Raw genomic sequence first — 20,238 nt, 5'->3', positions numbered from 1 at the left:
CGGAGCATGATCGAAGCAGTCGGCCTGACCAAGCAATATGGCGACAAGACCGCTGTGTACAACCTTTCCTTCCAGGTGCGGCCCGGTGCCGTCACCGGCTTCCTGGGCCCCAACGGCTCCGGCAAGTCGACGACGATGCGGATGATCCTGGGCCTGGACAACCCCACCTCGGGGCAGGTGACGATCGGCGGCTACCCGTACCGCAAGCTGCCCAACGCCCCCCGTCAGGTGGGCGCGCTCCTCGACGCCAAGGCCGTGCACGGCGGCCGGCACGCCCGTAACCACCTGCTCTGCCTCGCCCAGCTCTCCGGCATCCCGGCCCGCCGGGTCGACGAGGTGCTCGGTGTCGTCGGTCTCCAGGACGTGGCCAAGAAGCGCTCCAAGGGCTTCTCTCTCGGCATGGGCCAGCGGCTCGGCATCGCCGCGGCGCTGCTGGGCGACCCGCAGGTCCTTCTCTTCGACGAGCCGGTCAACGGTCTCGACCCCGAGGGCGTCCTCTGGGTGCGGAACCTGATGAAGTCGCTGGCCGCGGAGGGGCGTACGGTCTTCGTCTCGTCGCACCTCATGAGCGAGATGGCGCTGACCGCCGACCATCTGATCGTCATCGGCCGCGGGCAGCTGCTGGCCGACATGAGCGTGCAGGACTTCATCGCCGCGAACTCCGCCGGGTTCGCGCGCGTGCGCACCCCCGACACCGAGCTCGACCTGCGCGAGAAGCTGACGTCCGCACTGACCGAGGCGGGCGGCCACGTCCTCCCGGAGCAGGACGGCGCCCTCCGCGTCACCGGGCTGCCCCTCCCCCGCATCAGCGACATCGCCCACGACAGCGACGTACGCCTGTGGGAGCTCTCTCCGCACCAGGCCTCGCTGGAAGAGGCGTACATGCGGATGACCCAGGGCTCCGTGGACTACCGCTCCACGATCGACCAGAAGGCCGGCCTGCAGCAGCCCCTCCCGCCCGGCGCCCAGCCGCCGATGCCGGTCCCGGGCCAGGGCCAGCCCGGCTGGTACGCGCCCCCGCCGCCGCAGCAGGGCGGCCAGCCCTTCGCACCGCCGCAGGCACCCGCGGGGGCGTACGGCCCCGGACAGCCCCCGGCGGGCCCCTACGGCGCCCCCGGCGCGGGCCAGCCGAACCCGTACGCCCCCGCGCCCTCCCAGGCGCCCCAGGCGCCCCAGGGAGCCCCGGCCCAGCCCTCCGCGCCCGCGGCTCACCAGCCCGCGCCGAGCGCCCCCGCAGCCGAGCCGGCCGCCGCCGAGGCTCCGGCAGCGCCCGCCACGCCTCCCGCGGCACCGCAGCCGCCCGCCGCTGCCCCCGCCCCGCCGGCCCCGGCCGCCGCAGGCACCCCGCAGCCCGCCGCCGACCTGACGAAGCCCGAGGACGCCCGATGAGCACCCCCCAGCCCCCGATGCCGCAGGCCGCCGCGCCCAACTGGCAGGCTGCGCCCGCGCCTTCGTACCCCACGTACACCTCGCCGATCCCCGTGGTGCGCACGCATCTCGGGCACGCGCTCGCCTCGGAGTGGACGAAGATCCGGTCGGTGCGCTCGACGATGTGGACGCTGGGCGTCTTCGTACTGCTCGTCGTCGGGATCGGACTGCTGGCCGCGGCGCTGGTGTCGAACAGCGCCACCGAGGGCGATCTGGCCGGTGAGAACCCGTTGTCGTTCGGCTTCTTCGGACTGCTGCTCGGCACGATGTGCGTCATCACGCTGGGCGTGCTGTCGACGGCCTCGGAGTACGGCACCGGCATGATCCGTACGACGATGACCGCGTGCCCGAGCCGCGGCCGGGTGCTGGCCGCCAAGGCCATCGTGTTCTTCCTGGTCGCCTTCGTCGTCACGTTCGTGTCGGTCGTGCTGGTCGCCCTCGCCGACGTCGCCCTGCTGAGCAACACCGGCGTCAAGGACCCCTCCGGCGGCGAGTGGCTCAAGGGCACGCTCGGCATCTCGCTCTACATCGCGCTGCTCGGCCTGCTCTCGCTGATCGTCGGCTCGATCATCCGGCACTCGGCGGGCGCGATCACCATCATGATCGGCCTGGTGCTGGCCCCGCTGGTCATCGCGCTGTTCATGTTCTCGTCCTCGCTGGAGGACCTGCGCCAGGCCCTGTTCGAGTACTCGATCCCGAACCAGCTGAGCGTCTTCTACTCCAACTCCCTGACCGAGACCGGCCCTTCGGGCTGGGACCCGCTGTGGATCATCCTGGGCGTGACGGCCGTCGCGTTCGCCGGTGCGCTGGCCCTGCTGAACCAGCGCGACGTCTAGAACCTCGGTGCGTTACGGGACCGCTGCACCCGCGAGGTGCGGCGGTCCTTCGCGTTCCAGCACGCCTTGTGCCAGTGCCGGCGCTCGTCGACGCCCGAGTGGTCCGGCCAGGCCACCACGTGCGGGACCCCGTCCGGGATCAGCTGGTCGCAGCCCGGGCAGCGGTACGACTTGCCCTGCGCACTCGCCCCCGCCACATGACGGACGTTCCACTCCTCGCCCTGCCAGCTCTCCGTGGACTGGAAGCCGCCGTAGCGGCCGGAGCGGTCGTCTCCGCCCGGGCCTGACGAGTCGGCTCCCTTGGGACGGTTGCGACGCGGGGACACGGAACACCTCACGGGGCTATACAGGAAGCACGGGCCGTGTCCAGCCTACGCGGCGCGAACCGGGGTAGGCGTACGGGACCAACCCCCACAAGTGCCCCTTCACGCCGACCCATTCTGCAGACAATCCGAGTATTTCCACGCCAGGCCGTGTCCTCGGCACGTGTCAGACGGTTATGCCGGGTGGGGGAGCTCCGCGTCGGAGCCAAGGAAGCAGGAAAAGCAATGCACGTTGGAAGTTTTGTGTTGGCGGCCCAGTTCCCGGGGCAGGGCCAGGGGGAGGCGCTGCACCGCGCGGTCCGCTCGGCCGAGGTGGCCGAGGAAGCGGGCCTGGACTCGGTCTGGCTGGCCGAGCACCACTTCGTGCCGTACGGCACCTGCCCGTCGGCGATCACCCTGGCCGCGTTACTGCTCGGCCGCACCCACCGGCTGAGGGTCGGCACCGCGGTCAGCGTGCTGCCCACCGCCCACCCCGTGAGCCTCGGCGAGCAGGCCGCGCTGCTCCACATCACCTCCGGCGGACGGTTCTCGCTGGGCGTGGGGCGCGGCGGGCCCTGGGTGGACCTGGAGGTGTTCGGCTCGGGTCTGCAGGCGTACGAGACGGGCTTCCCGGAATCACTCGATCTGCTGGTGCGCTGGCTGCGCGAGCCCTCGGTCGGGGCCCAGGGGGAGCGTTTCAACTTCCGTGAAGTACCCGTCGTACCGAGGCCGTCGGAGAACCTGTCGGGGGAACCCGGCCCCGAGGTCGTCGTCGCGTGCACCTCACCGGCGAGTGTGCGGCTGGCCGCCGAGCGCGGGCTGCCGATGCTGCTCGGGATGCATGTGGGGGACGAGGAGAAGGCCGAGATGGTCTCGCTGTGGCGCAGCCACGCGCGCGCGGCGGGCCGTTCGCCGGAGGAGGTCATGGGCGCGGCCCATGTCTCCGCCGGTGTCTGCCAGATCGCGGACCGGCGTACGGACGCGGTGGAGGCCTTGGTGAAGGCGATGCCGGGCTGGCTGCGGCAGGGCCTGGAGGCCCATGTGACGGTCGACGGCCGCCATCGCTCGATGCGGGACCCGCTGGCATACACCGAACTGCTCTGCGGGCTGCACCCGGTGGGCACGCCCCGGCTGTGTGCCGACCGGCTCGCGGCGACCAGCGAGCGGACCGGCATCTCCCGCTTCGCCCTGCTCACCGAGGGTTCGGGAGACCTCGCGGCGACGGAGGAGAACATCCGCCGGCTGGGCGCCGAGGTGCTCCCCCACCTCGGCTGACCATGCGGTCCCGCCACGCTTGCCGCCCCGGTACTTAATGCACCTCCCGCGTACGGAGCGGCAAGCAGGTGGCTCGCTGCCTCAGCAGTCCCGGAACTCCGGTGACTGGTTGAGCAGCTGACTACGGACCGAGGTGAAACGGGCCAGCGTCTCGTCCACCGAGCCGTCCAGCGGGAACACCGCCACACGGTGGCAGTTCTGGAAGGCCAGTCGTACCCCGAAGTGCCGTTGCAGCGCGCCGCGTATCGCGTCACTCGCAAGCGCACGCAGCAGCTGACCGCGTGCCTGCTCGTCCGGCGGAGGCGTCTGGTTGTCGGCGAACGCACCGCCGTCGACCTTCAGCTGGGCCACCAGGGAGCTGATCATCTCCCATGCGTAGGGCAGGGAGGTCCGGACGCAGTCGACGAATTCCGCTTCGTCGACCTCGCCTCGCTCGGCCTTCTCGAGTAGGGCCGGTGAGACGTCGAGCGACATGGGTTCTCCTCTCGCACCCCCGAACGGGTATTCAGGGGTTGCCGGACAGGTAAGGGAGTTCGCGAATTCGAACACGCTGCGTGCACGTACCGCGACCTCCCGGTTACTACGGTAAGCAACGGACGGTGACCGCACCAGGAAAACGCGTACAAAGAGAGCCCTGCTTAGGCGCACAATCGGCCACAAACGAACATCGCGTTTCTGGGGCGAATCGCGTGGACCCGGGCCCGTCGAGTAGCGTTGCCGACCATGCGTCTCGTCATTGCCCGGTGCTCCGTCGACTACGCGGGCCGGCTCACCGCCCACCTCCCGTCCGCCCCCCGTCTCATCCTGGTGAAGGCGGACGGCAGCGTGTCGATCCACGCGGACGACCGGGCCTACAAGCCCCTGAACTGGATGTCGCCGCCCTGCACGTTGAAGGAGGAGTCGGGGGACTTTCCCGAGGGTGCCGTTGGCGTCTGGACCGTCGTCAACAAAGGCGGCGAGAAGCTGATCATCACCATGGAGGAGATCCTCCACGACTCCTCGCACGAACTGGGCGTGGATCCCGGCCTGATCAAGGACGGCGTGGAAGCACACCTTCAGGAGCTCCTCGCCGACCGCATCGAAACCCTCGGCGACGGCTATACGTTGATCCGCCGCGAGTACATGACCGCCATCGGCCCGGTCGACATCCTGTGCCGGGACGCCGAGGGCCAGACCGTCGCGGTCGAGATCAAGCGGCGCGGCGAGATCGACGGCGTGGAGCAACTCACCCGCTACCTGGAGCTGTTGAACCGCGATCCGCATCTCGCCCCGGTCCGCGGCATCTTCGCGGCCCAGGAGATCAAACCCCAGGCCCGCGTCCTGGCCACCGACCGCGGCATCGGCTGCACGGTCCTCGACTACGACGCCCTGCGCGGCATCGAGGACGACAAACTCCGCCTGTTCTGACGGCTTCTCCGCCCGCGGCGACATTTCTCCCACGGCGGCATGTCACCCGCGACGGCAGTTCTCCTACTACGACGAGGGCCGGGTCCTGTTTCCAGGACCCGGCCCTCTCGTGCTGCCGTGACCGGCGTCAGATCACCGCGTCCGACGCCGAGCCCGAGGTGCTGGGCGTGCTCGCGGCGCTGCTCTCCGGGGCACTGGCCGGTGCGCTGGAGGAGGCGGGACCGCTCGCGGAGTCCGAGGTGGACGGCTCCGACGGCGAGGTCGTCGGAGTCTCCGTCGGCGTCGGGTCACCGCTGGGCTCGGTCTCGGTCGGGGTGGGCGTCGTCGGAGTCGGAGTCGGCGAGGTGGGCGGCTTCGACGTAGACGACGGCGGCTTGGACGTGGGCGACGGCGGCTTGGTCGGCGAGCCCGACGTCCCCTTCGTCCCGCTCGGATCGTCCGAGGGCTCCGCCGTGTCGGTCGGCGTCGGGTCGTCGGACGTGCCGTAGGTGCCGTCGGGGCCCGGGTCGGTCGGCCGGCTGGTGGCCGTGCCGGTGTCGCCGGAGCCGTCGTCGTTCTTCGGGACGTCGGCGCCCAGACTGCCGTCCTCCAGGCCCTGGCTGGCCGACGGGTTGGGGCCGACCCGGGTGGACGGGGAGTCGGGGTCGTTGTCGGAGGTGGCTCCGAGCGTCACGACCGTACCGAGCACGGCCGCGAGCAGGGCGCCCGCGCCGGCCGCGACGAGGTTGCGGCGGGCGAGGCCCTTGAGGCCGCCCCGGGCCTTGCGGTTCGGGGCGTTGGCCGCCGGGACCCGGTTGGTGACCAGGGTCGAGCTGTCGAGCGGCGGCCGCAGCGGCGGGAAGGCCATCGGGACGCCACCGGGCGGCGACTGCGACTCCTCGTGCCGGGCGTCGGGCACCTCCTCGCCGGCCGTGGCGGATATCCCGAGCGGGGTTCCCGTACGGTCGGACACCAGGGCGAGCGCCCGGCGGCCGGCCACGGTGCCGCGCTTGTCGGCGAGAGCGCCCCGCAGCCCGATGGAGGTCTCCAGTTCGGCACGGGCCCGGTCGAGCTGGTCGACGCAGAGCGCGAGTATGCCCAACTCGTGGTGGAAGTAGGACTGTTCGGCCACCTCGCCGGAGAGCCGGGAGGCCTCGGCGCCGAACCGCAGGGTCCGCTCCCAGGCGCTCCAGTGCAGCCCGGCGGCGAACGCGGGCGCCGCCGTGCGGGCCAGCTGGACGGTGACGGTCTCCTCGCCCTCGACGGGCGGTACGGCGGCCGGTACGAGCAGGCCCAGGGCGGCGAGCACGGCGTCCGCCTCGGCGCACACCCGCTCGGGCGTCACCGAGGGGTGTCCGGCCCACCAGGCGTAGTGCCGGGCGGCGGCGAGCGCCTTGGCCTCGGCGTCCTCGCCGTATCCGACGGCCTCCAGCTGGGTCTGCACCCCGGCCGCGAGCCGGTAGCGCGATCCCACCGGGGAGACCAGCGCACAGCCCAGCAGTTCACCGAGGGCCGCGTCCGCGTGGGTGTCGCCGACCAGGGCGGGCAGATGCGCCTGGTGCGGCACCTCGCCGTCGAGGGCCACGGCGAACCGCAGCGCGGCGCGCGCGGAGTCGCTGAGCCGGGTGGCGAGCAGGGCGGCGGGCGCGGCGCCCTCGGCGAGCGAGGGCAGCGGTACGTCATGGCCGTCGCCGGCGTCGAAGGGCGCGTCGATCTGGGCTTCCTGGAAGACGCCGAACTCGTCGAAGGCGTCCGCGCTGGCCCGCAGTTCGTCGCGCTGCCTCAGCAGGGCGCCGGCCTGGACGAAGCGCAGCGGCAGGCCCTCGGACTCGAACCAGAGGTCGCCGGCCCAGTTGGCCTCCTCCTCGGTGAGGACCCGGCCGACACCGCGCTCCAGGAGCTCGACCCCGCCGGCCCGGTCCAGGCCGCCGAGGAAGACCTCCTCCAGGGCCGAGTCGGCGGACGGCGCGGGCACGTCCGGCGTGGCGGCGACCAGGAAGGCGCATTCGGGGGTGGCGTCGAGGAGTTCGTCGAGCGCGGCCCCGCCGAACTCGACGTCGTCGAGGACGACGACGGCGCCGATCTCCCGGATGTACCCGAGCAGCTCGTCCCGTGCGGGCCGGTGCAGGGGTGCGCTGTATACGGCGTAGAAGAGGTCGTACAGCAGGTCGTCGGCGGTGCGGTGGAAGCCGCTCAGCCGGACCACGCCGTCGGGGGCGAGGTCCGAGCAGTCCTCGGCGACGACGTCGAGCAGGGCGGTACGGCCGGAACCGGCCGAGCCGGTGAGCCGTACGGAACGGCCTCGGGCCAGCAGCCGGACGAGCTGTTCGCGCTCGTCCTGGCGGGCCAGGAGGTGCTGTTGTGCGGGCCGGTTCAGACCGGCCGGGACGGGTGGCCGGGCGGCACGGGCCACCTCGGCGCGTTCGGCGGCGCTGAGCTTCTGCGGCCGCGAGGGCCTTTCGCCCGGCGGGCAGACCTCTATCTCGCTGCCGTCGACGGGGTTGACGGTGAGCAGGTGGTCGCCGGAGACCAGCTGCACCGTGCGGGCCAGGGCGGGCGCGCTCTGGGCGAAGTCGGGTGTGAGGGGGTCCCTGGGCGGTCGCTGGCGCGGCGCATCGCCGTCACCGTCATGGCCGTACTCCTCGGGTCCCCGGTTGTTCGGGTCCATAGGTTCAAGCCCCCCAAAAGCGTCGTGTGCCGAGCCCCTCCCGGCCTTGCTGCACACCGCGCTGTCGCTTCTGGTCCGGGCCCGCTCATACAGGGACGTTCACTCAGCGGGCGACCGAACCCTAAACCTTCGCACAGTATCTACGACAGTCCGGGGTACCGCGCCGTCCGAGACGTCACAGTCTCGTGAGGATTGTGCGCGACCTGCGTTTCACAGACGCAACACCCGGCCCTCACATCGCGTCCACACAAGGGGTCACACCCGGGGCAGTGACTCCACCCCGATACCGCCCTCGATCGCCAGGATCCGGTGCAGCCGGGTGGCCACCAGCAGGCGCTGCATCTGCGGCGGTACGTCGCGCAGCACCAGGCGCCGGCCGCAGCGGCCGGCCCTGCGGTGGGCCCCCATGATCACCCCGAGTCCGGTGGCGTCCCAGGAGTCGAGCTCGGACAGGTCCAGCACCAGATCGCCGACTCCGTCGTCGACGGCCGTGTGCAGGACCGTACGGGCGTCCGCCGCGCTGCGGACGTCGAGGCGGCCCCCGACGACCAGCTCGGCGTGGTCGCCCCTGATGAACATATGCACTCCCCGTGGTGCGTCTCGTGCTCCGCGAATGTGAAGTCCGGTGATGCAACCTCTGACTGCGTAAGGCGGCCAGAGGTTGCCGTCTGTAAGCGAACCGATACCGAATTCACCCCTGAGTGTGAGACTCCAGGGGCGTGTGCGGTTTCAGTGCCTGATGGTGCTGATGCTCAGTGCTTGTAGAAGCCCTGCCCGCTCTTGCGCCCGATGTCACCGGCGTCAACCATCCGGCGCATCAGCTCCGGCGGAGCGAACTTCTCGTCCTGGGTCTCGGTGTAGATGTTGCTGGTGGCGTGCAGCAGGATGTCGACGCCCGTGAGGTCCGCCGTGGCGAGCGGTCCCATGGCGTGGCCGAAGCCCAGCTTGCAGGCGAGGTCGATGTCCTCAGCGGTGGCGACACCGGACTCGTAGAGCTTGGTCGCCTCGACGACGAGGGCGGAGATGAGCCGGGTGGTCACGAAGCCGGCCACGTCCCGGTTGACGACGATGCAGGTCTTGCCGACGGACTCGGCGAACTCCCGCGCGGTGGCGAGGGTTTCGTCGCTCGTCTTGTAGCCGCGGACCAGCTCGACGAGCTGCATCATCGGCACCGGCGAGAAGAAGTGCACACCGACGACCCGCTCGGGGCGCTCGGTGGCCGCCGCGATCTTGGTGATCGGGATGGCGGAGGTGTTGGAGGCGAGCACGGTGTCGTCCCGCACGATCTTGTCGAGCGCGCGGAAGATCTCGTGCTTCACCTCCAGCTTCTCGAAGACGGCCTCGACGACGATGTCGGCGTCCGCGGCGGCGTCCAGATCGGTGGTCGCGGTGATCCGGCCGAGGGCGGCGTCGGCGTCGTGCGCCTCCAGCTTGCCCTTGCTGACGAACTTGTCGTACGAGGCCTTGATGCCGTCGGTGCCACGCCTGAGAGCCTCGTCGGTGACGTCCCGCAGGACGACGTCCCAGCCCGCCTGCGCGGAGACCTGGGCGATCCCGGAACCCATCAAGCCGGCGCCGATGACGGCAAGCTTCCGTGCCACTGTTGCGACTCCCCTTTTGTACGCCTTACCCGCTGTTGAGATTGCCTCTCCGGCGGACCTTAGCGTTCGTGAGGAGCTGAGTGAGCGGTAAGTAATGCGCGTCACGTCTCATCTGACGGACATCACACCGGCACGGGTCATTCGGCGCCACGTACGGCGTAGTTGAGCGTCTTCACGCTCAACAGCTCCCCGATGCCGCCGAGAAGCACCAGCACCTCTCGTGACACTTCGTCCGGATTGCGCCCGGCGGCCGTCTCACGCCCGGCACGGGCGGCTGCCGGACCGCCGGGGCGTAACTACGCTGGGCCTCATGGTCAATCTGACGCGCATCTACACCAGGACCGGCGACCAGGGCACCACCGCCCTCGGCGACATGAGCCGGGTCGCCAAGACCGATCTGCGGATCTCCGCGTACGCCGACGCCAACGAGGCGAACGCCGTGATCGGCACGGCGATCGCGCTGGGCGGGCTGGACACGGAGATCGTCAAGGTCCTCACCCGGGTGCAGAACGACCTGTTCGACGTCGGGGCCGACCTGTCCACGCCGGTCGTCGAGAACCCGCAGTTCCCGCCGCTCAGGGTCGAGCAGTTCTACATCGACAAGCTGGAGGCGGACTGCGACCTGTTCAACGAGCGGCTGGACAAGCTCCGGTCGTTCATCCTGCCCGGCGGCACGCCCGGCGCGGCCCTGCTGCACCAGGCGTGCACGGTGGTACGCCGTGCGGAGCGGTCCACCTGGGCGGCTCTGGAGGTCCACGGCGAGGTGATGAACCCGCTGACGGCGACGTACCTGAACCGGCTGTCGGACCTCTTGTTCATTCTGGCGCGGACGGCGAACAAGGCCGTGGGTGATGTGCTGTGGGTCCCTGGCGGCGAACGCTGAGGAATCCGGCCTACTGCCGGGGGTCCGGCCCGCCGCGCAGCGGCAATGGGGTACGGCGTTCCCCGGGAGATGCAGCATCCTTGCCCTGACGGCCGACAAGGACGTCGGGGACGTGCTCCGGGTCCCGGGCGGGGAGCGCCGAGGCCGGCTCCTTCTTCGGCCAGATGGTGTACGACAGGGCGATCAGGCCGTAGATGCCGACCGCCCGCAAGGCCACCCACTGGAACGAGCGCAGCGAGCTGATGTCGCCGGAGTCCCCGACGTACCAGATCGCGAGCTGGAGGAGACCGGCCGCCACCGCGCCCCCGTAGACGGCCCGCAGCCACAGCTTCGCCTCATGAGCGGCGCGGGCCCGCCCGTACCTCGGGGGCTTCGGCGGGCGCGGGGCCCCGGCCAGGCGGTGGGCGGCATGGCCGTCGAGCCAGCGGATCGTGTAGTGGCCGTACGCGACGGTGTAGCCGATGTAGAGCGCGGCCACCCCGTGCTCCCAGCTCGGTTCGGCGCCGTTCTTGAGATCGATCGCCGTGGCGACGAACAGCACGAGTTCGAGGACCGGCTCGCACAGCAGAAGGACGACGCTCAGCCGGCGCCGCTTCAGCAGGTACCGGACGGTCAGGCCCAGGGCCAGCAGCACCCAGAAGCCCACTTCGCAGGCGATGATCAGCGCGACGATCACGACTCACTCCTCAACGGGATCTCGGTCACGCTTCCAGGCTCCCGTCGCCTTTGGCCGCTTTCGTCGTCGCCGATGACGAAGTGCCGGTACATCGAAAGATGCAGTGCGGAACCGTTCACGGGGATCAGGCGGAGCGCGGGCCCGCCGTGTTGGATGGGGTCATGGCCGTACGACTCCCCCGCCCGCACCGCTTCGACGTGTACGCCGCGGTCGGCGGACTGCTCGGCGGCCTGTTGCTGGTGCTCCTCGGGCTGGGAACCCGGCGGCCCGAGGACCCGATCACCCTCTTCGACGGCCCGTGGCCGGTGCTGGTGCCGCTCACCGTGCTGGCCGGCTGCGAGCTGCTGCGCCGCACGGCACCCCGCACGGCCCTGCTGACCGGCACCCTCGCGATCTGCGCGGACGTGGTGACCCAGGGCAGCCTCGCGTCGGTGCTGATGTTCACCGACGTCGTCTACGCGGCCGTCCTGTACGGCCCGCTCGCCTCGGCCCGCCGCATCCAGTGGATCACCGGCCTGCTCACGGTGGCCGGGACGCTGGTGCCGTTCGCGGTGTGGCGGAAGCCGGAGGCGCTGCTGATCGGGGTGGTCGTCGGGGTCGTGGCGTACGGGCCCGCCGCCACCGGCTGGATCGTCCGCAACCACCGCGACGCCGCCGAGGCCGCCCGGCTGCGCGCCGAACAGACCGCGCTGCTCGCCGAGATGGACCGCGCCCAGGCCGTCACCGCCGAACGCGCCCGGATGGCACGGGAGTTGCACGACATGGTCGCCAACCACCTCTCGGCGATCGCCATCCACTCCACCGCCGCGCTCTCCCTGGACGACCCGGACACCTCACGACAGGCCCTCGGTGTCATCCGTGAGAACAGCGTCAAGGGCCTCGAGGAGATGCGACGGCTGATCGGCATCCTGCGCGACGGAGACGGCGAGCCCAGCGCGGTCCCCACCCTCGACGGCGTCACCGTTCTCGTCGAGGGCGCCCGTACCAACGGACTGGACGTCACGTTGGAGGCCGAGCACGGTGACAGCCTGCCCGCGCCCGTGGAACTCGCCGCCTACCGCATCGTCCAGGAGTCCCTGACCAACGCCCTCAAGCACGCCTGCCCCGGCCGGGTCACCGTGACCCTGCGGCAGGCGGACGGCGCCCTCGCCATCACCGTGACCAGCCCGTACGGTGATCGGGGCCGGCCCGGCGCACCCGGTTCCGGTGCCGGTCTGGTGGGTATGCGGGAGCGGGCGGCGCTGCTGGGCGGCACCTTCGAGTCCGGTCCGGAGAGTTCCCGGGAGGGCAAGATCTGGACCGTCCGCGCCGCCCTCCCCGTCACCGAAGGAGACCCCGTATGAGCCGGCCCATCCGGGTCCTGGTCGCCGAGGACCAGTCCGCCGTACGCGCCGGGCTCGTCCTCATCCTGGGCAGTGCGCCCGACGTCGAGGTGGTCGGCGAGGCCGCGGACGGTGAGCAGGCGGTGGCGCTGACACGGGAGTTGAGGCCGGACCTCGTCCTCATGGATGTCCAGATGCCGAGGCTGGACGGCGTCTCGGCGACCCGGAAGGTCACCGAGGAGGGGCTCGCGGACGTCCTCGTGCTCACCACCTTCGACCTCGACGAGTACGTGTTCGGGGCGCTGCGTGCCGGGGCCGCCGGGTTCCTGCTGAAGAACACGGAGGCGAAGGACCTCATCGAGGCGGTCCGTACGGTGGCCCGCGGGGAGGGGATCGTCGCGCCCGCCGTCACCCGCCGCCTGATCTCCGAGTTCGCCGCCAGGCCGGTGCGGCAGCCGGGCGCCGATCCGGCGGTCCTGGACACCCTCACCCGCCGGGAGCGCGAGGTGCTGTCCTGCCTCGGCGAGGGCATGTCCAACGCGGACATCGCGAACCGCCTGGACATGGCGGAGGCGACGGTGAAGACACACGTCAGTCGATTGCTGGGCAAACTGGACCTTCGCAGCCGGGTCCAAGCGGCCGTACTGGCGCAGGAGTTGGGGATCTGAGGGGCGCCCGAAGGTTTAATTCCGCCGACAGGTCACTCACTGGTCCAGACCTATTGACCTGTGGTCCAGACCTTTCTATTCTCGCCGCACCGTGGGCGTGAAGGCTCAGTCGCGCCCCCAGCACCCTCCCCCGAGGAAATCAGACAAGGAGGCGCGGCATGCGCTTCAGACACAGAGTGGCGGCAGGGATAGCAACCCTGGTGCTCCCGTTCGCCGGCCTCGTCGGTCTCGCGAGCCCCGCCGAGGCGGCGGCCTCCGCGACCGCCACCTACGCCAAGACCCAGGACTGGGGCACCGGCTTCGAGGGCAAGTGGACCGTCAAGAACACCGGTACCACCAGCCTCAGCTCCTGGACGGTGGAGTGGGACTTCCCCTCCGGCACCGCGGTCACCTCCGCCTGGGACGCCGACGTCACCTCCTCCGGCACCCACTGGACCGCCAAGAACAAGTCCTGGAACGGCACCCTCGCCCCCGGCGCCTCCGTCTCCTTCGGCTTCAACGGCAGCGGCTCCGGCTCCCCCGCCAACTGCAAGCTCAACGGCGGCAGTTGTGACGGCGGCACCACGAACCCGGGCGACAGCGCGCCGAGCGCCCCCGGCACCCCGACCGCCTCCGACATCACCGACACCTCGGTGAAGCTGTCCTGGAGCGCGGCCACCGACGACAAGGGCATCAAGAACTACGACGTGCTGCGCGACGGCACCAAGGTCGCCACCGTGACGACCACCTCGTACACGAACACCGGTCTGACCGCCGGCACCGACTACTCCTACTCCGTGCAGGCCCGCGACACCGCCGACCAGACCGGCCCGGTCAGCGGCGCCCGCGCGGTACGCACCACCGGCGGCACCACCGAGCCGCCGCCCACCGGCGACAAGGTCAAGCTCGGCTACTTCACCGAGTGGGGCGTCTACGGCCGCAACTACCACGTCAAGAACCTGGTGACCTCGGGCTCCGCCTCGAAGATCACCCACATCAACTACGCGTTCGGCAACGTCAAGAACGGTCAGTGCACCGTCGACGACACCTACGCCGCCTACGACAAGGCGTACACCGCCGACCAGTCCGTCAGCGGCACCGCCGACACCTGGGACCAGCCGCTGCGCGGCAACTTCAACCAGCTGCGCCAGCTGAAGGCCAAGTACCCGCACATCAAGGTGCTGTACTCCTTCGGCGGCTGGACCTACTCCGGCGGCTTCGGCCAGGCCGCCCAGAACCCGGCCGCCTTCGCCAGGTCCTGCAAGGCTGTCGTGGAGGACCCCCGCTGGGCCGATGTCTTCGACGGCATCGACATCGACTGGGAGTACCCGAACGCCTGCGGTCTGACCTGTGACACCTCCGGTGCCGCGGCCTTCAAGAACCTGATGTCCGCACTGCGCACCGAGTTCGGCTCCAACTACCTGGTCACCGCGGCCATCACGGCCGACGGCTCCTCCGGCGGCAAGATCGACGCGGCCGACTACGGCGGCGCCTCGGCCTCGGTCGACTGGTACAACGTGATGACGTACGACTACTTCGGCGCCTTCAACGCGCAGGGCCCGACCGCCCCGCACTCGCCGCTGACCTCGTACGCCGGCATCCCGCAGGCGGGCTTCAACTCCGCCGACGCGATCGCCAAGCTGAAGTCGAAGGGCGTGGCCTCGAAGAAGCTGCTGCTCGGCATCGGCTTCTACGGCCGCGGCTGGACCGGTGTCACCCAGGCCGCCCCCGGCGGCACGGCGACCGGCGCGGCCCCCGGCACCTACGAGGCGGGTATCGAGGACTACAAGGTCCTCAAGAACTCCTGCCCCGCCACCGGCACCATCGCCGGCACGGCCTACGCCTACTGCGGCAACAACTGGTGGTCCTACGACACTCCCGCCACCATCGGCACCAAGATGACCTGGGCCAAGAACCAGGGCCTGGGCGGGGCGTTCTTCTGGGAGTTCAGCGGTGACACCGGCAACGGTGAGCTGGTGAGCGCCATCAACAGCGGCCTGTCGTAAGGGCCGTTCGGGAACCACCCGAAAGAGTCACCTAGGCGACATTGACGCGCTGACCGGGCGGGGCTGCTTCCAGCCACGCGAGGAAACCGGTCAGCGCGTCTTCGCTCATGGCGAGTTCAAGGCGCGTGCCCCGGTGCAGACAGGTCAGGATGACGGCGTCGGAGAGCAGAGCCAGCTCCTCCTCGCCCTCGGGGAGCCGGCGCCCGGCGACCTCGATCGCGGCGCGCTCCAGGACGCGGCGGGGGCGGTAGGCGTAGGAGAAGACGCGGTACCACTCGATGCGGTCGCCGTTGTAGCGGGCGACGCCGTAGGACCAGCCTTTGCCGCTGGTGTCGGTCTTCTCCGGGACGTCCCAGCGCAGCGAACAGTCGAAGGTGCCGCCGGAGCGCTGGATGAGTCTGCGGCGGAGGCCGAAGACGAACAGTCCCAGCACCACGAGCGCCACGACGATTCCGCACACAGTCAGAGCGAGGACCATCGACACCGACCTCCTCGTCTCCTAGGTACCTTCAATTGAGGTAACGGAACGGAAAAAACATCCATATTTGCCTCAGCCGCGGCCAGGGCCGGATTGCTCCGGTCCCAGCCGCGGCTGAGTGACGTCATACGGTCTCGCGCAGGCTAGCGCGTCGCCGCCGCACGGATTCGTACGTCCGCGCGGCGCTCGGCGGCGGCGTCACCCTCCGCCTTCGCGCGCTCCAGCTCGCGCTCCGCGCGCTGGACGTCGATCTCGTCCGACAGCTCGGCGATCTCGGCCAGCAGCGACAGCTTGTTGTCCGCGAACGAGATGAAACCGCCGTGCACCGCGGCGACGACCGTTCCACCATCACTCGTACGGATGGTCACCGGGCCCGACTCCAGCACACCGAGCAGCGGCTGGTGACCGGGCATGACGCCGATGTCGCCGGACGTGGTGCGCGCGACGACCAGGGTGGCCTCGCCGGACCAGACCTCTCGGTCGGCCGCGACCAGCGCGACGTGCAGCTCAGCAGCCAAGGTGGCTCCTCGGGTCACCACCCGGCGGTTCTGCCGGGTGTTGGTTACAAGTCTAAGGGGCGTGAAAGAGGGGGCGGGACGTGCCCCGCCCCCTCAGACGTGAACCACAGGGTTCACTTCGAACTCAGGGAGTTCAGGAGACGCCGAGCTCCTTGGCGTTGGCCTTGAGGTCCTCAATGCCACCGCAGAGGAAGAACGCCTGCTCCGGGAAGTGGTCGTACTCGCCGTCGATGATCGCGTTGAAGGCCGCGATCGACTCGTCCAGCGGGACGTCCGACCCGTCGACGCCGGTGAACTGCTTGGCGACGTGGGTGTTCTGGGACAGGAAGCGCTCCACGCGACGGGCACGGTGGACGACGAGCTTGTCCTCTTCGCCCAGCTCGTCGATACCGAGGATCGCGATGATGTCCTGGAGGTCCTTGTACTTCTGCAGGACCGTCTTGACGCGCATCGCGGTGTTGTAGTGGTCCGCCGCGATGTACCGCGGGTCGAGGATGCGGGACGTCGAGTCCAGCGGGTCCACGGCCGGGTAGATGCCCTTCTCGGAGATCGGACGGGACAGAACCGTCGTCGCGTCGAGGTGGGCGAAGGTGGTGGCCGGGGCCGGGTCGGTCAGGTCGTCCGCGGGGACGTAGATCGCCTGCATCGAGGTGATCGAGTGACCACGGGTCGAGGTGATGCGCTCCTGGAGGAGACCCATCTCGTCGGCCAGGTTCGGCTGGTAACCCACCGCGGAGGGCATACGGCCGAGCAGGGTCGAGACCTCGGAACCGGCCTGCGTGAAGCGGAAGATGTTGTCGATGAAGAACAGCACGTCCTGCTTCTGCACATCGCGGAAGTACTCCGCCATGGTCAGACCGGCGAGGGCCACGCGCAGACGGGTGCCCGGGGGCTCGTCCATCTGACCGAAGACCAGGGCGGTCTTGTCGATGACACCCGAGTCGGCCATTTCCTCGATGAGGTCGTTGCCCTCACGGGTGCGCTCGCCGACACCGGCGAACACCGACACACCGTCGTGGTTGTTGGCGACGCGGTAGATCATCTCCTGGATGAGCACCGTCTTGCCGACGCCGGCACCACCGAACAGACCGATCTTTCCACCCTTGACGTACGGGGTGAGAAGGTCGATGACCTTGACGCCGGTCTCGAACATCTCGGTCTTCGACTCGAGCTCGTCGAAGTTCGGGGCCTTGCGGTGGATGCCCCAGCGCTCGCCCTCGTACTTCTCGTCGACGTTCAGCACCTCACCGAGGGTGTTGAACACCTTGCCCTTGGTGAAGTCGCCGACCGGCACGGTGATGGAGGCACCGGTGTCGGTCACCGGGGCCTGGCGGACCAGACCGTCGGTGGGCTGCATCGAGATGGTGCGGACCAGGCCGTCACCCAGGTGCTGGGCGACCTCCAGGGTCAGCGTCTTCTTCGCGCCGTCCTGGGCCGGGTCGGCCACCTCGACGTGAAGGGCGTTGTAGATGTCGGGCATGGCGTCGACGGGGAATTCCACGTCGACGACCGGGCCGATGACCCGGGCGACGCGGCCCGTGGCAGCGGCCGTCTCAACTGTCGTCGTCATTACCTGTCACTCCCCGCGGTCGCGTCGGCCAGGGCTGCGGAGCCACCGACGATCTCGCTGATTTCCTGGGTGATTTCGGCCTGGCGGGCCGCGTTGGCAAGACGGGAGAGCGTGGTGATCAGCTCGCCCGCGTTGTCGGTGGCCGACTTCATCGCGCGCCGCGTGGCGGCGTGCTTGGAGGCGGCCGACTGGAGCAGCGCGTTGTAGATACGGCTCTCCACGTAGCGCGGCAGAAGGGCGTCGAGGACGTCCTCCGCCGAGGGCTCGAAGTCGTACAGCGGAAGGATCTCGCCCTTGGGCGCGGCCTCCGCGGCTACCTCTTCGAGGCTGAGCGGCAGCAGACGGTCGTCGAGCGCCGTCTGCGTCATCATCGAGACGAACTCGGTGAAGACGATGTGGAGTTCGTCCACACCACCCTCGGCCGTGTCCTTCTCGATGGCCTCGATCAGCGGACCCGCGACCTTCTTCGCGTCCGCGTACGAGGGCTCGTCGGTGAAGCCCGACCACGACTCCACGACCTTGCGCTCGCGGAAGTTGTAGTGGGCCAGACCGCGGCGGCCGACGATGTACGTGTCGACCTCCTTGCCCTCGGCCTCAAGACGCGCGGTCAGCTGCTCCGCGACCTTGATGGCGTTGGAGTTGAAGGCACCGGCCAGACCACGGTCGCTCGTCAGGAGCAGCACCGCGGACCGCACGACCGTCTCGGCCTGCGTGGTCAGCGGGTGCTTGGTGTTCGAGCCGGTACCGACCGCCGTGACCGCACGCGTCAGTTCCTGCGCGTACGGCGTGGAGGCCGCCACCTTGCGCTGTGCCTTGACGACACGCGAGGCGGCGATCATCTCCATCGCCTTCGTGATCTTCTTGGTCGCTGTGACGGATCGGATGCGACGCTTGTAGACCCGGAGCTGGGCTCCCATGAGTCAGGTCCCTTCCTTACGTCACTTGGCCGCGGCAGGCGCGTCTTCGCCGAGAAGCTTGCCGTCCGAGGTCTCGAACTGCTTCTTGAACTCCGCAATGCCGTCGGCGATGGCGGTGAGCGTGTCGTCCGACATCTTGCCGCCCTCCTTGATGGAGGTCATGAGGCCCTGCTCCTTGCGGTGCAGGTACTCCAGGAGCTCCTTCTCGAAGCGGCGGATGTCGGCGACCGGGACGTCGTCCATCTTGCCGGTGGTCGCGGACCACACGGAGACGACCTGGTCCTCGGTCGGCATCGGCTGGTACTGCGGCTGCTTGAGCAGCTCGACCAGACGCTGACCACGCTCCAGCTGCGCCTTCGACGCGGCGTCCAGGTCGGAACCGAAGGCGGCGAACGCCTCCAGCTCGCGGTACTGGGCCAGGTCGAGGCGGAGACGGCCGGAGACCTGCTTCATCGCCTTGTGCTGCGCGGAACCACCGACTCGGGAGACGGAGATACCGACGTTCAGCGCGGGGCGCTGACCGGCGTTGAACAGGTCCGACTCCAGGAAGCACTGGCCGTCGGTGATGGAGATGACGTTGGTCGGGATGAACGCCGACACGTCGTTGGCCTTGGTCTCGACGATCGGCAGACCGGTCATCGAGCCGGCGCCCAGCTCGTCGGAGAGCTTCGCGCAGCGCTCCAGCAGACGGGAGTGCAGGTAGAAGACGTCACCCGGGTAGGCCTCACGCCCCGGCGGGCGGCGCAGCAGCAGGGACACGGCGCGGTAGGCGTCGGCCTGCTTCGAGAGGTCGTCGAAGATGATGAGGACGTGCTTGCCCTCGTACATCCACTGCTGGCCGATGGCCGAACCGGTGTACGGCGCCAGGTACTTGAAGCCGGCCGGGTCGGACGCCGGGGCGGCGACGATGGTCGTGTACTCCAGCGCGCCGGCCTCTTCGAGGGCGCCACGCACGGAGGCGATGGTCGAGCCCTTCTGGCCGATGGCGACGTAGACGCAGCGGACCTGCTTCGACGGGTCGCCGGAGCGCCAGTTGTCGCGCTGGTTGATGATCGTGTCGACGGCCAGGGCGGTCTTGCCGGTCTGACGGTCACCGATGATCAGCTGACGCTGGCCACGGCCGATCGGGGTCATCGCGTCGACGGCCTTGTAGCCGGTCTCCATCGGCTCGTGCACCGACTTACGGGCCATGACGCCCGGGGCCTGCAGCTCGAGGGCGCGGCGACCGGTGGTCTCGATCTCGCCGAGGCCGTCGATCGGGTTGCCGAGGGGGTCGACGACACGGCCGAGGTAGCCCTCGCCCACGGCGACCGACAGGACCTCGCCGGTACGCGTGACCGGCTGACCCTCCTCGATGCCGCTGAACTCACCGAGGACGATGGCGCCGATCTCGCGCTCTTCCAGGTTGAGCGCGAGGCCGAGGGTGCCGTCCTCGAACTTCAGCAGTTCGTTGGCCATGGCCGAGGGCAGACCCTCGACCTTCGCGATGCCGTCGCCGGCAAGGGTGACCGTACCGACCTCCTCGCGCGAGGCCGCGTCCGGCTTGTACGACTGGACGAAGTTCTCCAGCGCGTCCCGGATCTCCTCCGGCCGGATCGTGAGCTCCGCCATCTGGGTTCCCTGCTCTCCTTGTTGGGCCCGAAGTTTCAACTTGGGGGTCTGGGGGCGACCCCCAGGAATCCTCTGCACGGCCCAACCGGGCCGTCTGTACGTACTGCTTATGAA

Annotated in this window: 19 protein-coding genes and 1 pseudogene; 8 read left to right on the top strand and 12 right to left on the bottom strand. The window is 69.8% G+C overall.

Translation table 11 applies throughout. From position 1 onward, the window contains the following. Positions 1-6: 6 nt before the first annotated feature. The gene (locus PH203_RS23880; protein ID WP_289922528.1) at positions 7-1,389 is read left to right on the top strand and encodes an ATP-binding cassette domain-containing protein; all 1,383 of its coding nucleotides are present in this window, start codon (positions 7-9) and stop codon (positions 1,387-1,389) included. After that, positions 1,386-2,264, top strand: a complete 879-nt coding sequence (locus tag PH203_RS23875) for an ABC transporter permease (protein WP_289922527.1) — start codon at positions 1,386-1,388, stop codon at positions 2,262-2,264. Before PH203_RS23880 ends, PH203_RS23875 begins: the two co-directional genes overlap by 4 nt. Here the strand turns inward: PH203_RS23875 and PH203_RS23870 are convergent. After that, entirely contained in the window at positions 2,261-2,590 is a 330-nt protein-coding gene (locus tag PH203_RS23870; protein WP_289922526.1) for an ATP/GTP-binding protein, read from the bottom strand. The genes PH203_RS23875 and PH203_RS23870 overlap by 4 nt on opposite strands. Positions 2,591-2,812: 222 nt before the next feature. On the opposite strand from PH203_RS23870, the gene PH203_RS23865 reads away from it, so the two are divergent. Continuing rightward, positions 2,813-3,841 (top strand): LLM class flavin-dependent oxidoreductase, encoded by a 1,029-nt coding sequence (locus PH203_RS23865; protein WP_289922525.1) that lies wholly within the window; start codon positions 2,813-2,815, stop codon positions 3,839-3,841. A gap of 81 nt (positions 3,842-3,922) precedes the next feature. Here PH203_RS23865 and PH203_RS23860 read toward each other — a convergent pair whose 3' ends face one another. After that, a complete protein-coding gene (locus PH203_RS23860) occupies positions 3,923-4,315 on the bottom strand; it encodes an SCO5389 family protein (protein ID WP_019060740.1) in 393 nt (130 codons plus the stop codon). 249 nt (positions 4,316-4,564) lie between these two features. Between PH203_RS23860 and nucS the strand changes: the two genes are divergently transcribed. Continuing rightward, positions 4,565-5,248 carry an endonuclease NucS gene (gene nucS / locus PH203_RS23855; protein ID WP_289922524.1) on the top strand — a complete coding sequence of 228 codons (684 nt, stop codon included), beginning with the start codon at positions 4,565-4,567 and terminating at the stop codon, positions 5,246-5,248. Positions 5,249-5,375: 127 nt separating this feature from the next. Here nucS and PH203_RS23850 read toward each other — a convergent pair whose 3' ends face one another. The 4 genes and pseudogenes from PH203_RS23850 to PH203_RS23835 all read right to left on the bottom strand — a co-directional run. Further along, complete coding sequence (locus tag PH203_RS23850) at positions 5,376-7,895, bottom strand: ATP-binding protein (protein ID WP_289922523.1); 2,520 nt, start codon at positions 7,893-7,895, stop codon at positions 5,376-5,378. Between the two features lie 255 nt (positions 7,896-8,150). Further along, the gene (locus tag PH203_RS23845) at positions 8,151-8,474 is read right to left on the bottom strand and encodes an STAS domain-containing protein (protein WP_067029557.1); all 324 of its coding nucleotides are present in this window, start codon (positions 8,472-8,474) and stop codon (positions 8,151-8,153) included. 173 nt (positions 8,475-8,647) lie between these two features. Continuing rightward, entirely contained in the window at positions 8,648-9,496 is an 849-nt protein-coding gene (locus tag PH203_RS23840) for a 3-hydroxyacyl-CoA dehydrogenase family protein (RefSeq protein ID WP_289922522.1), read from the bottom strand. Between the two features lie 137 nt (positions 9,497-9,633). After that, positions 9,634-9,759, bottom strand: a pseudogene (locus PH203_RS23835) (TetR/AcrR family transcriptional regulator); the annotation flags it as partial. A 47-nt stretch (positions 9,760-9,806) separates the two neighbouring features. Between PH203_RS23835 and PH203_RS23830 the strand changes: the two are divergent. Then, positions 9,807-10,379 (top strand): cob(I)yrinic acid a,c-diamide adenosyltransferase, encoded by a 573-nt coding sequence (locus tag PH203_RS23830; protein WP_289922521.1) that lies wholly within the window; start codon positions 9,807-9,809, stop codon positions 10,377-10,379. Between the two features lie 10 nt (positions 10,380-10,389). On the opposite strand, the gene PH203_RS23825 is transcribed toward PH203_RS23830, so the two are convergent. Further along, positions 10,390-11,055: a hypothetical protein gene (locus PH203_RS23825; RefSeq protein ID WP_289922520.1), complete on the bottom strand. Its 666-nt coding sequence runs from the start codon at positions 11,053-11,055 to the stop codon at positions 10,390-10,392. Between the two features lie 161 nt (positions 11,056-11,216). Between PH203_RS23825 and PH203_RS23820 the strand changes: the two genes are divergently transcribed. The 3 genes from PH203_RS23820 to PH203_RS23810 all read left to right on the top strand — a co-directional run bounded on the left by PH203_RS23820 (position 11,217) and on the right by PH203_RS23810 (position 15,030). Beyond that, positions 11,217-12,398 (top strand): histidine kinase, encoded by a 1,182-nt coding sequence (locus PH203_RS23820; RefSeq protein WP_289922519.1) that lies wholly within the window; start codon positions 11,217-11,219, stop codon positions 12,396-12,398. Then, entirely contained in the window at positions 12,395-13,045 is a 651-nt protein-coding gene (locus PH203_RS23815) for a response regulator transcription factor (protein WP_289922518.1), read from the top strand. Before PH203_RS23820 ends, PH203_RS23815 begins: the two co-directional genes overlap by 4 nt. 158 nt (positions 13,046-13,203) lie before the next feature. Continuing rightward, a complete protein-coding gene (locus PH203_RS23810) occupies positions 13,204-15,030 on the top strand; it encodes a glycoside hydrolase family 18 chitinase (protein WP_289922517.1) in 1,827 nt (608 codons plus the stop codon). 31 nt (positions 15,031-15,061) lie between these two features. Here PH203_RS23810 and PH203_RS23805 read toward each other — a convergent pair whose 3' ends face one another. The 5 genes from PH203_RS23805 to atpA form a co-directional block, all read right to left on the bottom strand. Next, on the bottom strand, positions 15,062-15,508 hold the full coding sequence (locus PH203_RS23805) for a DUF2550 domain-containing protein (RefSeq protein WP_289922516.1): 447 nt from the start codon (positions 15,506-15,508) through the stop codon (positions 15,062-15,064). A gap of 143 nt (positions 15,509-15,651) precedes the next feature. Continuing rightward, positions 15,652-16,026, bottom strand: a complete 375-nt coding sequence (locus tag PH203_RS23800) for a F0F1 ATP synthase subunit epsilon (RefSeq protein ID WP_046262507.1) — start codon at positions 16,024-16,026, stop codon at positions 15,652-15,654. Positions 16,027-16,159: 133 nt separating this feature from the next. Beyond that, the gene (atpD, locus tag PH203_RS23795; protein WP_289922515.1) at positions 16,160-17,596 is read right to left on the bottom strand and encodes a F0F1 ATP synthase subunit beta; all 1,437 of its coding nucleotides are present in this window, start codon (positions 17,594-17,596) and stop codon (positions 16,160-16,162) included. Further along, positions 17,596-18,513, bottom strand: coding sequence for a F0F1 ATP synthase subunit gamma (locus PH203_RS23790; protein ID WP_289922514.1), 918 nt, complete (start codon positions 18,511-18,513; stop codon positions 17,596-17,598). The genes atpD and PH203_RS23790 overlap by 1 nt, the downstream gene beginning before the upstream one ends. A gap of 21 nt (positions 18,514-18,534) precedes the next feature. Further along, positions 18,535-20,124 carry a F0F1 ATP synthase subunit alpha gene (gene atpA, locus PH203_RS23785; protein WP_289922513.1) on the bottom strand — a complete coding sequence of 530 codons (1,590 nt, stop codon included), beginning with the start codon at positions 20,122-20,124 and terminating at the stop codon, positions 18,535-18,537. Positions 20,125-20,238: the final 114 nt, after the last annotated feature.

Origin of the sequence: Streptomyces sp. S.PB5 (assembly GCF_030403745.1) — a bacterium.
Classification (GTDB): Bacteria; Actinomycetota; Actinomycetes; order Streptomycetales; family Streptomycetaceae; genus Streptomyces.
The sequence above is the reverse complement of the archived record's forward strand: the minus strand, read 5'-3'. Positions and strand labels throughout refer to the sequence as shown.

Coding starts and splice junctions, on each gene's coding strand:
- PH203_RS23880 (WP_289922528.1), top strand. CDS start 7: ATGATCGAAGCAGTCGGCCTGACCAAGCAATATGGCGACAAGACCGCT.
- PH203_RS23875 (WP_289922527.1), top strand. CDS start 1,386: ATGAGCACCCCCCAGCCCCCGATGCCGCAGGCCGCCGCGCCCAACTGG.
- PH203_RS23865 (WP_289922525.1), top strand. CDS start 2,813: ATGCACGTTGGAAGTTTTGTGTTGGCGGCCCAGTTCCCGGGGCAGGGC.
- PH203_RS23860 (WP_019060740.1), bottom strand. CDS start 4,315: ATGTCGCTCGACGTCTCACCGGCCCTACTCGAGAAGGCCGAGCGAGGC.
- nucS (WP_289922524.1), top strand. CDS start 4,565: ATGCGTCTCGTCATTGCCCGGTGCTCCGTCGACTACGCGGGCCGGCTC.
- PH203_RS23850 (WP_289922523.1), bottom strand. CDS start 7,895: ATGGACCCGAACAACCGGGGACCCGAGGAGTACGGCCATGACGGTGAC.
- PH203_RS23845 (WP_067029557.1), bottom strand. CDS start 8,474: ATGTTCATCAGGGGCGACCACGCCGAGCTGGTCGTCGGGGGCCGCCTC.
- PH203_RS23830 (WP_289922521.1), top strand. CDS start 9,807: ATGGTCAATCTGACGCGCATCTACACCAGGACCGGCGACCAGGGCACC.
- PH203_RS23820 (WP_289922519.1), top strand. CDS start 11,217: ATGGCCGTACGACTCCCCCGCCCGCACCGCTTCGACGTGTACGCCGCG.
- PH203_RS23815 (WP_289922518.1), top strand. CDS start 12,395: ATGAGCCGGCCCATCCGGGTCCTGGTCGCCGAGGACCAGTCCGCCGTA.
- PH203_RS23810 (WP_289922517.1), top strand. CDS start 13,204: ATGCGCTTCAGACACAGAGTGGCGGCAGGGATAGCAACCCTGGTGCTC.
- PH203_RS23805 (WP_289922516.1), bottom strand. CDS start 15,508: ATGGTCCTCGCTCTGACTGTGTGCGGAATCGTCGTGGCGCTCGTGGTG.
- atpD (WP_289922515.1), bottom strand. CDS start 17,596: ATGACGACGACAGTTGAGACGGCCGCTGCCACGGGCCGCGTCGCCCGG.
- PH203_RS23790 (WP_289922514.1), bottom strand. CDS start 18,513: ATGGGAGCCCAGCTCCGGGTCTACAAGCGTCGCATCCGATCCGTCACA.
- atpA (WP_289922513.1), bottom strand. CDS start 20,124: ATGGCGGAGCTCACGATCCGGCCGGAGGAGATCCGGGACGCGCTGGAG.